Annotated in this window: 9 protein-coding genes; 5 read left to right on the plus strand and 4 right to left on the minus strand. The window is 74.9% G+C overall.

The features are described from left to right. Nucleotides 1-35: 35 nt before the first annotated feature. Together OHL10_RS03600 and OHL10_RS03605 are read right to left on the minus strand one after the other, a co-directional pair. On the minus strand, nucleotides 36-260 hold the full coding sequence (locus OHL10_RS03600; protein WP_265520774.1) for a DUF3107 domain-containing protein: 225 nt from the start codon (nucleotides 258-260) through the stop codon (nucleotides 36-38). 100 nt (nucleotides 261-360) lie between these two features. Continuing rightward, nucleotides 361-1059: a TetR/AcrR family transcriptional regulator gene (locus tag OHL10_RS03605; protein ID WP_265520775.1), complete on the minus strand. Its 699-nt coding sequence runs from the start codon at nucleotides 1057-1059 to the stop codon at nucleotides 361-363. Nucleotides 1060-1124: 65 nt separating this feature from the next. Between OHL10_RS03605 and OHL10_RS03610 the strand changes: the two genes are divergently transcribed. Genes OHL10_RS03610 through OHL10_RS03620 form a run of 3 tightly spaced genes read left to right on the plus strand, consistent with a single transcriptional unit; the run spans nucleotide 1125 to nucleotide 9035 of the window. Then, nucleotides 1125-2168, plus strand: a complete 1044-nt coding sequence (locus OHL10_RS03610; protein ID WP_265520776.1) for a DUF3152 domain-containing protein — start codon at nucleotides 1125-1127, stop codon at nucleotides 2166-2168. Between the two features lie 58 nt (nucleotides 2169-2226). Beyond that, nucleotides 2227-5574, plus strand: coding sequence for an ATP-dependent helicase (locus tag OHL10_RS03615; RefSeq protein WP_265520777.1), 3348 nt, complete (start codon nucleotides 2227-2229; stop codon nucleotides 5572-5574). Nucleotides 5575-5633: 59 nt separating this feature from the next. Next, complete coding sequence (locus OHL10_RS03620; RefSeq protein ID WP_425498953.1) at nucleotides 5634-9035, plus strand: ATP-dependent helicase; 3402 nt, start codon at nucleotides 5634-5636, stop codon at nucleotides 9033-9035. Nucleotides 9036-9040: 5 nt separating this feature from the next. On the opposite strand, the gene OHL10_RS03625 is transcribed toward OHL10_RS03620, so the two are convergent. Continuing rightward, nucleotides 9041-9958 carry a phosphotransferase gene (locus OHL10_RS03625; RefSeq protein ID WP_265520778.1) on the minus strand — a complete coding sequence of 306 codons (918 nt, stop codon included), beginning with the start codon at nucleotides 9956-9958 and terminating at the stop codon, nucleotides 9041-9043. Between the two features lie 101 nt (nucleotides 9959-10059). Here OHL10_RS03625 and nudC point away from each other — a divergent pair, with 101 nt between their 5' ends. Next, nucleotides 10060-11148, plus strand: a complete 1089-nt coding sequence (gene nudC / locus OHL10_RS03630) for an NAD(+) diphosphatase (protein ID WP_265520779.1) — start codon at nucleotides 10060-10062, stop codon at nucleotides 11146-11148. Between the two features lie 21 nt (nucleotides 11149-11169). Here the strand turns inward: nudC and OHL10_RS03635 are convergent, their stop codons facing one another. Then, on the minus strand, nucleotides 11170-11436 hold the full coding sequence (locus tag OHL10_RS03635; RefSeq protein WP_265520780.1) for a mycoredoxin: 267 nt from the start codon (nucleotides 11434-11436) through the stop codon (nucleotides 11170-11172). Between the two features lie 158 nt (nucleotides 11437-11594). Here OHL10_RS03635 and OHL10_RS03640 point away from each other — a divergent pair, with 158 nt between their 5' ends. Continuing rightward, nucleotides 11595-13646 (plus strand): ATP-dependent DNA helicase UvrD2, encoded by a 2052-nt coding sequence (locus OHL10_RS03640; RefSeq protein WP_265520781.1) that lies wholly within the window; start codon nucleotides 11595-11597, stop codon nucleotides 13644-13646. Nucleotides 13647-13701: the final 55 nt, after the last annotated feature.

Below are 13701 nucleotides of genomic sequence, written 5' to 3' on the forward strand. Positions count from 1 at the left end.
TCGTGGCGGACGTCGTCTGCCGCCGGTCGAACGGCTCAGAGGGAGCCGAAGCCCACCTTGCGCTGCTCCTCGGTACCGATCTCGACGTAGCCGATCGACGACGTCGGGACGATCACGCGCCGACCGCGGGCGTCCAGCAGCTCCAGAGCGGGAGCACCTCCGAGAGCCGCGGACACGGCGGTGGCGACGTCCTCCGCGCTCTGCTCGGTCTCGACGACGAGCTCGCGGGCCAGGTTCTGCACACCGATCGTGACTTCCACGTTCATCTCCTCAGGGCGACTGCGACGGGCGGTCGTGCCCGCCCCGTACTGCAACGTGAACGATAGTAGCCAGATTCCCGGGCTTCCCCGGCACTGCTCGTCACTGCTCCGGCGAGGCCGGACGGCGCAGCATCCCGTGCACACCGCGCCAGGCGAGCGCCGGCACGAGGCGGGTGACGTCCTCCTCGCTGACCGCACCGTCCTCGCGGAACCGCTCGGCGGCGGCGGTGCGAGCCATCGCCGTGCACGTTCGGGCCACGAGTAGCGCCTCGTGCGGAGCGAGCCCGGTCAGTCGCACCAGCACCTCGGCGAAGGTCCGCGCGTTGACGGCGTCGGGCTCCAGCACCCGGGCGCGCACCGCGGCGTCGTGCATGACGTCCGACTCGAAGAGGAGGGTCGACGCCCGCCCCGCGGCCTGGGCGTACCGCACGTACGCCCGCACGACCCCCTCGATGACGGCGAGACCGTCGACGGCGAGAGCGTCCGGATCACTCGGTGCGGTCCCGGGGGCCGGCTCGAGGAACGGTTCGAGCGTCGCGCGGACCGTGCTCACCAGGTGCTCGGCCTGGAGGTCCACCAGTGCGAGGTACAGGTCGAGCTTCGAGGGGAAGTGGCGGTAGAGGACGGGTTTGCTCACCCCGGCACGGTCCGCGATGTCGTCCATCGAGATGTGGTGGAAGCCCTGCTCGGCGAACAGCTCCTCCGCGAGCCGCAGGACCTGGGCCCGCCGCTGGGACCGTGGCATCCGGACGCGCGGCCCGGCGGACACCGGGGCCGCGCGGCGCGAGGAGCCCGTCATGGCCCGAGGATAGGCGATCGGGGGGCGGGCCCCGCGCGGGTGCCCAAAAGTGCGATCATGTGTCCGTGACGGACTCAGGGAACCTGCCAGAGCCCGCGAGGACGGTGCCGAGCGGGATGCCGAGCCGCCGCGAGGTGCGCGCGCAGTCCCACGCGAAGGCCCGTGCGCAGCGCCCCCGCCGCCCGGTCCTGCGGTCCGGTCCTGCGGTGCTGGCCCTCGTGGTCGGCCTCGGGGCCGGTGTCGGCGCGGGCGTCGCGGTCGGCGACGACATCGTCCCGCACCGTGTCGCACCACCGGGCGCCCAGGAGCCCGCGGCTCCGCAGTCACGGTCGGTCGTGCCCGAGACGACCGGGCCGGTGCCCGCCGCGGGTCCAGCGCCCGAGGGCGGCACGGCAGCCGTCGAGCGGACGGAGGAGGCTCCCAGTCGGTCGCTGCGGGAGCCCGACGTGACGACGCCGGACTCACTCGTCCCGGTCGTGGTCCCGACGGCGCCGGAGGTCCCCGACCTCGTCCTGGAACCTGAGCCGGTCGAGCCGGTCGAGCCGGCCGTGGACCCCCTGTCCGGTCTGACCGGGGACGACGTGGAGGTCGTGCCCGCGCTCGACGGCGGGCTCGAGGTCGTCCCCGGGTCCCTCGACGCGCCGGGACCGGGCACCGTCCGGACGGTGCAGGTCGAGGTGGAGACGGGACTGCCGGTGGACGGTGCGGTCTTCGCCGACGCCGTGCTCGCGACGCTCAACGACCCCCGGGGGTGGGGACCGAGCGAGGGTGTGACCTTCGAGCGCACCGACACCGACGCCGAGCTGCGGGTCGTGCTCGCGAGCCCGGCGACGACGGACGCGCTCTGCGCTCCGCTCGACACGGGCGGCAAGTACTCCTGCGCCAACGCGGGGGCTGCGGTGCTGAACTTCGACCGGTGGGTCAACGGGGCACCCGACTTCGGGGACGACCGGGAGACCTACCGGCACTACCTCGTCAACCACGAGGTGGGGCACCTCCTGGGGCACGGTCACGTGGACTGCCCCGCGGAGGGCGACCTCGCGCCGGTCATGGTGCAGCAGTCGATGTCCACGCAGGGCTGCGAGCCGAACGGCTGGCCCAACCCGTAGCTCGTGTCGCTGGCTCGTGTCGCTGGCTCGTGTCACTGGCTCATGGTGGGATCTGTCCGTGCAGCAGACCACCACCCCCTGGGCCCCTCGCCTCGTCCTGCCGGCCGAGCGCGGCGCGGCGACGGTCGAGCTGGACGACGCCCAGGCGGGCGCTGTCGAGGCGGGGGCCCACGGCCGTTCGACGCTGGTCGTCGGGGCGCCCGGGACGGGCAAGACACTTGTGGGTCTCGAGATCGCCGGCCGGGCCCTGGCCGCCGGCACCGCGCCGGAGCGGGTCCTCGTCCTCGCGGCGTCGCGCCGCGCGGCGGCCGAGCTGCGTGATCGTCTCGCCGCGCGCGCGGACCGCACGGTCAGCGCACCGATGGTCCGGACCGCCGCCTCCGCCGCGTTCCTCGTGCTCCGGGAGCGCGCGAGCGCGCTCGGCGAGCCGGCACCGACCCTCATCTCCGGCCCCGAGCAGGACCTGGTGCTCGCCGAGCTCCTCGCCGGGCACCTCGACGGTGACGGGGTTCCGCTGCGGCTGCCGCCGGGCCTGCCCGAGGAGGTGCTCGGTCTGCGCGGCCTGCGCCAGGAGCTGCGGGACCTGCTGATGCGGGCCGCTGAGCGTGGCCTCGCCCCACCGGACCTGGCGGGCCTCGGCGAGCGGTACGACCGTCCCGAGTGGGTCACCGCAGCCCAGGTCTACCAGGAGTACCTCGACGTCACGGCCCTCGGGACGGCGACACCGGACCTCGGCTCGCGCTTCGACCCTGCGGTGGTCGTCGACGAGGCGGCGGCGGCGCTGCGCGCCTGGGAGGACGAGGTCCCCGAGGTGCCTCGGCCGCGGTGGGACCTCGTGGTGGTCGACGACTACCAGGAGGCGACCGTCGCCACGGCCCGCCTCCTGGAGGCGCTGCACGACGACGGTGCGCGCGTCGTGCTGCTCGCCGACCCGGACTCCGCGGTCCAGGCGTTCCGTGGGGCGAGCCCCGGCCTGGTGGGACGGGCGAGCGTCGAGCGCCGTCCGGGGGGCGCCGGCGCGGGGGAGCTCGGCGCGGCGGTCCACGTGCTCGGCACGGCCTGGCGCCAGGACGTCGCGCTGCGAGCCGTCACGCGGACGGTGACCTCGCAGGTCGGCACGGTCGCCGGGGCCGTGCATCGCGGTGCCGAGGCGGTGCTCCGCGGTACTGAGGCGGAGGGCGGGGCCGAGGCGGAGGGTGAGCCCGGCGCCGCGGGCCCCGAGGTCGCGCCGCGCGGAGCTCGTGTCGCGATCCTGCCCAGCGCGGCGCAGGAGGCGGCCTACGTCGCCCGCGAGCTGCGGGCCGAGCACCTCCTGCACGCCACCCCGTGGAGCCGGATGGCCGTGATCACCCGCACCGGGACCCAGCTCGCCGCGCTGCGCCGGGCGCTCGTCGCGTCGTCGGTGCCGGTGGGCATCCTCGGGTCCGACGTGCCCCTGCGGGACGAGCCTGCCGTGCACCCGCTCCTGGCGGCGATGCAGGTCGCCCTGGCGGGGGAGCGCGCTGCCGACGAGCTGGCACCGGAGACCGCCGCCGGGTTGCTCACGTCGCCGCTCGGCGGCCTCGACGTCGTCGCGCTGCGCCGGCTGCGGCGTGCGCTGCGCGCCGAGGAGCTCTCGGGCGGCGGCGGGCGCACGTCGGACGCGCTCCTCGTGGAGGTCGTCCTCGACGAGGCTCGGGCACAGACGTTGCCGCCGACGGTGCGACGCGGGGTCGTCGCCCTGGCTCGGGTGCTCGACGCCGGGCGCGCCGCTGCCGCCGTTCCCGGGGCGAGCGCGCAGACCGTGCTGTGGGCCCTGTGGTCCGCGACCGGCCTCGCCGAGCGGTGGCGGTCCGCGGCGCTGGACGGCGGTGCAACCGGTGCCCGGGCGGACCGCGACCTCGACGCGGTGCTCGCGCTCTTCCGCGCGGCCGAGACGTTCGTCGACCGGATGCCCGGGGCACCGCCGTCGGCGTTCGTGGAGTACCTGCGCTCGCAGGACCTTCCGGCCGACTCGCTCGCGGCCACGGCCTCGGGTGCCGACGCGGTCGCGGCCCTCACACCGGCGGGTGCGGCGGGCCGCGAGTGGGACGTGGTCGTCGTCGCCGGCGTGCAGGACGGCGTGTGGCCGGACCTGCGGCTGCGAGACTCGCTCCTCGGCTCGCAGGCTCTCGTCGAGCTGCTCGCCGGCAGGTCCGACGATGCCCACGGACTGGGCCCCGACGCGCGCAAGGCCGTGCTCGCCGACGAGCTGCGGTCGTTCGCCGTCGCGACCTCCCGGGCGGCCCGGCGGCTGCTCGTCACGGCGGTCTCGGACGTCGAGGAGGTTCCGTCACCGTTCGTCGACCTCGTGGAACCGCCACCCGGACCTGACGAGAGCCCTGACGGCGGACCGGAGGACGGGCCGGACGGTGGGCCCGGAGCCGGCGGGCCGGAGAGTGCCGGGAACCCCGCGGACCCGCGTCGCGTCACGGTCGGTGAGCCGCTGGACCTGCGGGGGCTGGTGGCGGCCGCACGCAGCATTCTCGTCGAGGACGCGATGGTCGAGCGTGCCGACGCGAGCGGTGCGGCCGACCTGCTCGCCGGGCTCGCGCAGGCGGGCGTCGGCGAGGCGGACCCGGACACCTGGTACGGCGTGAGCGACGTGTCGAGCTCCGACCCGCTGTGGGGTCCGCAGGACACGGTCGGCGTCTCCCCGTCGAAGGTCGAGTCGGTGAGCACCTGCGCGTTGCGCTGGGCGCTCGAGAGCGCGGGCGGCACGGCGCCCGACGCGACCGCGCAGACGCTGGGCAACCTCATCCACTCGATCGCCCAGGACGCGCCCGACGGTGGCCACGCCGAGCTCAAGGCCGAGCTCGCGCGGCGCTGGCCGGAGCTCGCGCTCAAGCCCGGCTGGCCGGCGACGCAGACGCGCCGACGCGCCGAGGGGATGATCGAGCGGCTCGCCGGGTACGTGCAGGACAGCGGGGAGGCGCTCCTCGTCGAGGCGCCGTTCGAGGTGAAGATCGGGCGCGCGGTCCTGCGCGGGGTCGTCGACCGGGTCGAGGACGCGGGCGAGGGCGCGGTCGTGGTCGCCGACCTCAAGACCGGCCGCTCCAAGCCGTCGGTCACCGAGACGCTCACGAACCCTCAGCTCGGGGCGTACCAGCTCGCCGTCGAGGAGGGCGCCCTCGACGTGCCCGACGGCACCCGGAGCGCCGGCGGTCGGCTCGTGTTCCTCGCGGACGGCGCCAAGGCCGGTCTCCGCACCCAGGGCGTCCTGGCGCCGGAGCCCGACGGGCGGAGCTGGGCGCGCACGCTCGTCGAGGACGTCGCCGAGACGATGGCCGACTCGGTCTTCGTCGCGCGCGAGAACAAGCTGTGCACGGTGTGCCCGGTACGGCGGTCGTGCCCCGTGCAGGCCGAGGGACGGCAGGTGGTGGCATGAGGCAGGAGCATGCGCGCGGTAGCGGCTATGTGGAGGAGGTCCTCGACCTCGGGTCGGTCATGCCGACCGCGGTGCCAGAGGGGTCACGAGGCGCCACGGGTGCCTACCGGGCCCGTTGGTCGGCCGTCGAGATCGCCGAGATGCTGGGGCGCCCCCGTCCCACGGACGAGCAGGTCCGGGTCGTCGAGGCGCCGCTCGAGCCCCTGCTCGTGGTGGCGGGTGCGGGCTCGGGCAAGACGGAGACGATGGCGGCACGCGTCGTCTGGCTCATCGCCAACGGCCTCGTCGCCCCGGAGTCCGTGCTCGGCCTGACGTTCACCCGCAAGGCCGCGGGCGAGCTCGCCGAGCGGGTCCGGTCCCGCCTGGTCCAGCTCGCGCGTGCGCAGGGCAGGCCGTCGAGCGGGCTGCAGCTGCTCGACCGGCCCGCGATCTCGACGTACAACTCCTACGCCGCGTCGCTCGTGCGGGACCACGCCCTGCGCCTCGGCGTCGAGCCCGGCGCGAGGCTGCTGAGCGAGGCGAGCCAGTGGCAGCTCGCGGCCGAGGTCGTCGAGACCTGGGCGGACGACCTCGGCACGGACGCGGCGTTCTCCACCGTCGTGGGTGCGGTCCTCGAGCTGTCCGGTGCGCTCAGCGACCACCTCCTCGACCCGCGCGAGGCGCGTGCGCGGCTCGGGGAGATGATCGAGCAGATCGCCGCGACACCGTTCGGCGGCAAGCGCACCGAGCACCTGGCAGAGGTCCGCAAGCTCCTCGGGTCGCTCGGTGAGCGGCACCGCCTGCTGGACGTCGTCGAGACGTACCGCGCGCGCAAGCGGGCTGCGGACAGCCTCGACTTCGGCGACCAGGTGGCGATCGCGGCACGTCTGGCGACCGAGGTCCCGGCAGTGGGCAGGGCAGAGCGCTCGCGGTACGCCGTCGTCCTGCTGGACGAGTACCAGGACACGTCGACCGCGCAGGTCGAGCTGCTGAGCGCCCTCTTCGGCGGCGGGCACCCGGTCACGGCGGTCGGTGACCCGAACCAGTCCATCTACGGCTGGCGCGGCGCGAGCGCGTCCGGGCTCGCCCGGTTCCCGGAGCGCTTCGTGCGGTCCGACGGCGCGCGGGCCGGGGTCCGGTACCTCAGCACCTCCTGGCGGAACGACGTCCGGGTGCTCGAGGCGGCGAACGTCACGGCGCGCCCCTTGCGGGAGGGGTCGGCACGGGTCGAGGTCCCGCCGCTCGACGTGCGCCCGGGCGCGGGGCCCGGGGCGGTGCACGGCGTCTACGCCGCGACGCTCGAGGAGGAGGCGGCGGCCGTCGCGGACTTCGTCGCCGCGCGCTGGCGACCCCGCACCGCGTCCCAGGACCGCGTCACCGCCGCCGTGCTGTGCCGTGCGCGGTCGCAGTTCCTCGCCATGGAGGTCGCGCTGCGCGGCCGGGGTCTGCCGGTCGAGGTCGTCGGCCTCGGCGGTCTGCTCTCGACACCTGAGGTCGTGGACCTCGTCGCGCTGCTCGAGGCCGCGCACGACCCGTCGCGCGGGGACTCCCTCATGCGTATCCTCACCGGGCCGCGGCTCAACCTCGGCGCGGCCGACCTGCACGCCCTGGCGAGCCGGGCCGCCGACCTCGCCGCCCGGGACCGGCCCGAGCGCGGCCGGGGACCGCGGGAGGCCGCGGCGCCCGACCCGGCGGTGGGGGAGCCCGAGACCGGGGACGCGCCGGTCGTGGAGGGAGACGTCGTCGACCACCGGTCGATCGTCGACGCGCTGGACGACCTGCCGCCGGCAGGCCGCGCGACGCGCGACGGCCGCACGCTCACCCCGGCCGCGCACACCCGCCTCACGGCGCTCTCTCGGGTGCTGCGCGACCTGCGCGGGCAGACGTACCTCTCGCTGCCCGAGCTCGTGGTCCAGGCCGAGCGAGCTCTCGGCCTCGACATCGAAGTCTCGGCCGTCGCGACGCTCGACCGGCTCCTCGACGGTCCGACCGTCGGCTCCGGCGACCGGGGCCGAGCGCACCTGGACGCGTTCCGCGACGTCGCGGCGACGTTCGCGCAGTCCGCCGACGCCCCGACGCTCGGGGCGTTCCTCGCCTGGCTCGCGACCGCCGGGTCGCAGGAGCGAGGCCTGGAGCTGCCGGTCCACGAGCCCGACCCGGACGCGGTGCAGATCATCACGGTGCACGCCGCCAAGGGCCTCGAGTGGGACGTCGTCGCGGTGCCCGGCATGGTGGACGGGGTGTTCCCCGGGACGGCCGTCGGCGAGAACGGTCCGACGAGCTCGGGCTGGCTGACCGGGCTCGGCACGCTGCCCTACCCGCTGCGGGGGGACGCCGACGACCTGCCCGAGCTCCTGTACCGCGCCGCGCAGGACAGCAAGGACCTCGACGAGCGCCGCAAGGAGTTCCGCCGCGCGTGTGGCGAGCACCAGGTCGACGAGGAGCGCCGGCTCGCGTACGTCGCGTTCACCCGGGCTCGCTCCGAGCTCCTGCTCGCCGGGTCGTGGTGGCGTGACGCAACCACGCCGCGCGCGCCGTCCCCGTTCCTGCGCGAGCTCGTCGTGGCGGGCCTGCTCGACGACGCGGACTGGGCCGGTGCACCGGACAAGGACGGGGGCAACCCCCGGGAGGCCCTCGCGGCCGAGGTCACCTGGCCCGTGGAAGCACGGGGCGCCCCCGAGACGGCGCGCGACGTGCTCGGTGCGGCGGCCGAGCGGGTACGGCGGGCGGTGCGTGACCACGCCGGGTTCGACGACCAGGAACCCCGGGAAGCCGCCGTGCTGCAGGACGCGCACGGCACGGACCTGCACGCACTGGCGCAGGTCCTCCTCGCGGAGCGCTCCCGGCGTGCGCGCCGAGGAGGGGAGATCGCGTTCCCCGCCCACGTGTCGGCGTCGGGCATGGTGCGGCTCGCCGCAGACCGGGACGCGTTCGCGCTGCACCTGCGCCGTCCCGTCCCGAGCCAGCCCACCGCGCACGCCCGCCGCGGCACGCAGTTCCACCTGTGGGCGGAGCGCTACTTCCGCGCCGCGTCCCTCCTCGACGTCGAGGACCTGACCGGCGCCGAGGACGACGACCTGCCGGCGGACGTCGACCTCGACGTCCTGCAGGCGACGTTCCTGGCGTCCGAGTGGGCGGCGATGACCCCGATCGCGGTCGAGGTCGACATCGAGACGCCTGTCGCCGGCGTGATGTTCCGGTCCCGGATGGACGCCGTGTTCCCCGAGCTCCCCGAGCACGCGGGCGGGGCGAGCGACGCGGTGGTCGTCGTGGACTGGAAGACCGGCAGGGCGCCGACCGACCCGGAGGCCCGGCGGACGCGAGAGGTCCAGCTCGCCGTCTACCGCCTCGCGTGGTCGCGGTGGTCAGGCTTGCCGCTGGAGAAGGTGAACGCGGCGTTCTACTACGTCTCGTCCGACGAGACCGTCCGCCCGGACAGGCTGCTCGACGCCGACGAGCTCGCCGCCCTCATCACGGGGTAGCGCACTCACTCCTCGTCGGCGGTCGTCTCGTCCAGGTCGACGAGCATCTCGACGGCGTCGTCCACGACGTCGGCGAGCCCGTGGCGGACCCCGTGCAGCAGCCAGCGCGCGAGCGCGAGCTCGCCGACGAGGAGCGCACGGTCCGCGAGGTGCGGATCGGTGAGCTCCTTGCGGCGCAGCTGGTAGGCCTCCATGACGGCGTCGACCGCCTCCGGCGGCGCGGAGACGAGCACCCAGGCGAGGTCGTCCGCCGGGTCACTCACCCGGGCCTCGGCCCAGTCGGTGATCGCGACGACGCGCCCGTGCGCGACGAGGACCTGGTCGGCGCCGAGGTCGCCGTGGACGACGACGGGCTGATGCTTCCACATCGACACGTCCTCGAGCGCGGACTCCCAGCGCCGCAGCAGGCGCGCGGGGACCCGCCCGGTGGCGGCGGCCTCGTCCACCTCGGCGAGACGCCGGTCCCGGTACTCCTCGGCCGTGTACTCGGGCAGGCCGGCGTCGGACACGACCGACGTGGTCAGCTCGTGGACCGCGGCGATCGCGCGGCCCAGGTCGGCCGCGAGGCCGGGCCCCGGGCGCAGGGACTCGACGTCGACGGGCCTCCCCTCGGTGGCCGGGTGCACGACGGCGCGCCCACCTTCCGGCAGGAGCGCGTAGCCCGAGGGGCGCGGCACGGTGAAGGGGAGCGCCCCGGTCGTCACGAAGTGCTCGAGCGATGCGAGCAGTGCCGTCTCGGCCTCGAGGGCAGCTCCGGCCGTCACGGTACGAGGGGCGCGGACCACCCACTCGCGACCGTCCGCGTCGGTGACGACCGCCGTGTCGTAGTCGCCGCTCGCCGGGGCCGGCCGGGCCGCCAGGGCGTCGAGCCCGGGGACGGCGGCCGTGGCGAGCGCGGCGAGGGTGAGCGGTGAACGAGGCACCCTGTCTACGGTAGTCGCAACCTCCGGCAGTCCCGGACCCCACGCACTGGCGTGTCCCGCGAACCTGCGCCCCGGGCGCGCTGGTGGCCTACGGTCGAGGTGTGAACGTCCCCTCGCGGCCAGATCCCGCACCCTTGCCCCGTCCGCCCTCGGCCCGTTCCGGACCGTCGTCTCCGTCCGAGGCGGGGGCCTGGGCCTCGCCGTTCCTGGCGGCGGTCGAGGTCGTCTCCGTCGACCGGGCCGCACACCGTCGCACCGAGGACGGTCTGGTCGCGACGCTGCGCGCTGATCCGCGCACCCGGCTGCTGCTGGTCCACCGGGGTCGGCTGGCGACCGACGGCGACGGGCTCGCCCTCGTCGGGCCGGACGGTGTCGCGGACGTCCCCGAGGACGACGCCACGGGCTACGGCGACCACGAGGCCTCGCCGCGCTGGCTGTTCCTCGGCGAGGACCCGGCGTCGGGCGCGGGGTTCCTCGCGCTCGTCCTGCCGGACGCCGCGGACGCTGACGGCCTCGACATCGAAGGGATCGACCCGTCGTCCCCGGTGACCCTGCTCGTGCGCGAGCACGAGTGGGCCGGACTGCGTCAGCTCGCCGGGCGCCTCGACGCCCGTGACCACGTGCTCGCGACCGAGGCGGTCGCCCTGGCGTCCTGGCACGCCCGGCACGGACGGTGTCCGCGCTGCGGGGAGCCGACCGTGCTCGCGAGCGCCGGGTGGGTGCGTCGCTGCGTGGCGCAGAGCATCGAGCACTACCCGCGCACCGACCCCGCGGTCATCATGAGCGTCGTCGACAGCTCCGGACCGCGGGAGCGGCTGCTGCTCGGGCACGCGGCGCACTGGCCCGAGCGCCGGTTCTCGACGCTCGCAGGCTACGTCGAGCCGGGAGAGGGCCTCGAGGACGCGGTGCGCCGGGAGGTCCACGAGGAGGTGGGGGTGGTGGTCGACGACGTCCGCTACCGCGGGAGCCAGCCCTGGCCCTTCCCGGCGTCGCTCATGCTCGGCTTCACCGCGCGCGCGGTGACGACGGAGATCCGGGTCGACGGTGACGAGGTCACCGACGCCCGGTGGTTCACGCGGGACGAGCTCGCGCGGCAGGCGGCGTCCGGCGAGATCCTCCTGCCGAGCAGGGCCTCCATCGCCCGTGCGCTCATCGAGGGCTGGTACGGCGGGGAGCTGCCGGGCGCGTGAGCGGGGACCTGCCGCGGAGGGTCAGGCGGCGAGCCGCTCGGAGACCTCGCGCAGCGACGGGTTCGTCGCGGCGGACCCGTCGGGGAAGACCACGGTGGGGACGGTCTGGTTGCCGCCGTTGACCTGCTCGACGTACGCCGCGCTGTCCGGGTGCTCCTCGATGTTGATCTCCTCGTACCCGATCCCGGCGGAGTCGAGCTGGGTCTTGAGCCGGCGGCAGTAGCCGCACCACGTCGTCGAGTACATGACGATCGAGCCGGGTGCGGGAGTCGTCGGGGCGGTGGGCATCAGGGTCTCCAGGAGGTCGAGGGTCGCGTGCGGCCGAGGTGGCGTCCCGCACGGTGGTGATCACCGAGATGAACGTGCCCGGGGCACTCGTTGTTCCCCGCCCGCCTGCCTGGGGATCACGTACGCCCGTGTCGGACGGGCCTGCGAGAATCGAGACGATGTCTTCCCCGCACCCTGCCCCCGTGTCCCCGCCGCGTACCGCGGACGAGCTCCTCGACGCCCTCGACCCCGACCAGCGCGACGTCGCGCTCGCGCTCAACGGTCCGGTCTGCGTGCTCGCGGGTGCGGGAACGGGCAAGACGCGGGCGATCACCCACCGGATCGCCTACGGAGTCCGCACGGGGGCGTTCGCGCCGACCAGTGTCCTGGCGGTGACGTTCACCGCGCGTGCGGCGGGGGAGATGCGCACGCGGTTGCGGGAGCTCGGCGCGGCCGGGGTCCAGGCTCGGACGTTCCACGCTGCGGCGCTGCGGCAGCTGAGCTACTTCTGGCCCAAGGTCGTGGGCGGTGCACCGCCGAAGATCCTCGAGTACAAGGCCCCCGCGGTCGGTGAGGCCGCGCGCCGGCTCGGCGTGAGCGTCGACCGGGTCGCGGTGCGGGACCTGTCCTCGGAGGTGGAGTGGGCCAAGGTCTCGCTCGTCACGGCCGACGACTACGTGCGTGCGTGCGAGGGGATCGACCGTGAACCGCCCTCGGGGTACGACCACAAGACGGTTGCGCGGCTCATCGCGGCCTACGAGGAGGTCAAGTCGGAGCGGTCGGTCATCGACTTCGAGGACGTGCTCCTCATGCTCGGCGACATGCTCGCGACGCAGGGTCCGGTCGCGGACGAGGTCCGGCGCCAGTACCGACGGTTCGTCGTGGACGAGTACCAGGACGTCTCGCCGCTGCAGCAGTTCGTCCTCGACCAGTGGCTCGGCGGGCGCAAGGAGCTCTGCGTGGTCGGTGACCCCTCGCAGACGATCTACTCGTTCACGGGAGCCAGCCCTCACCACCTGCTGACGTTCGCCACGAAGTTCCCGGGGGCGCAGGTCATCCGGCTCGTGCGTGACTACCGCTCGACGCCGCAGGTCGTGACGCTCGCGAACCAGCTCCTCGCGCGGGCCGGCCGCAAGGGCGGCGCGCACCAGGCGCTCGAGCTGATCGCCCAGCGCCCCTCGGGCCCGCCCGTCGCGTTCACGGTGTACGACGACGACGAGGCCGAGTCGAAGGGAATCGCCGCCCGGGTCGGTCGGCTGATGGCGGCGGGCACCCGGGCGAGCGAGATCGCGATCCTCTACCGGACGAACGCGCAGTCGGAGGCTTTCGAGGCGGCACTCGCGGACGCCGGGATCGGCTACCTCGTGCGGGGTGGCGAGCGGTTCTTCCAGCGCAAGGAGGTGCGCGACGCGATCGTCCTGCTGCGGGGTTCCGCCCGCTCGGCGGACCCTGACGTGCCGATGCCGGAGTCCGTGCGCGACGTCCTCATCACCGCGGGGTGGTCGGCCGAGCCCCCGGCGGCGCGCGGCGCCGCACGGGAGCGGTGGGAGTCGATGCAGGCGCTGGCGTCACTGGCGGACGACGTCGCGGCCCTCGCACCGCAGGACGCACCCGCGACCGTGCAGACGTTCGTGGCGGAGCTCGAGGAGAGGGCGTCGGCGCAGCACGCGCCGACGGTGGAAGGGGTCACGCTGGCCTCCCTGCACGCGGCGAAAGGGCTCGAGTGGGACGCGGTCTTCCTCGCCGGGACGAGCGAGGGCCTCATGCCCATCTCGCTCGCCGAGACCGACGAGGCGATCGCCGAGGAGCGCCGGCTCCTGTACGTCGGGATCACTCGTGCTCGCGAGCACCTCGAGCTCTCGTTCGCGCGGGCGCGCAACCCGGGTGGCCGTGCGTCGCGGCGGCGCACCCGCTTCCTCGACGGGCTGTGGCCTGACGACGAGCCGTCCCGCACGGGTGGCAAGCGGTCCCGGGCCGGTCAGGCGAAGCTGCGGCTGACCGGGGAGTACGACCAGGCGCTCTTCGAGCGTCTGAAGGAGTGGCGCCAGCAGGTGGCGCAGGAGACGGACAAGCCGGCGTTCACCATCCTCGTGGACACGACGCTCGCCGCCATCGCGGAGGCGCGCCCGACGTCGGTCCCGGAGCTCGCGCGGATCAACGGGATCGGCCCGGCGAAGATCGACCGCTTCGGGGAGACGCTCCTCGACATCGTCGCGCGGTCGCGGTCCTGACAGGACGCGGTCGAGGGCTGCCTGGGCCCTTCCGGACCGTCGATGTCGCCGGGAC

Origin of the sequence: Oerskovia flava, assembly GCF_026163685.1 — a bacterium.
Classification (GTDB): Bacteria; Actinomycetota; Actinomycetes; order Actinomycetales; family Cellulomonadaceae; genus Oerskovia_A; species Oerskovia_A flava.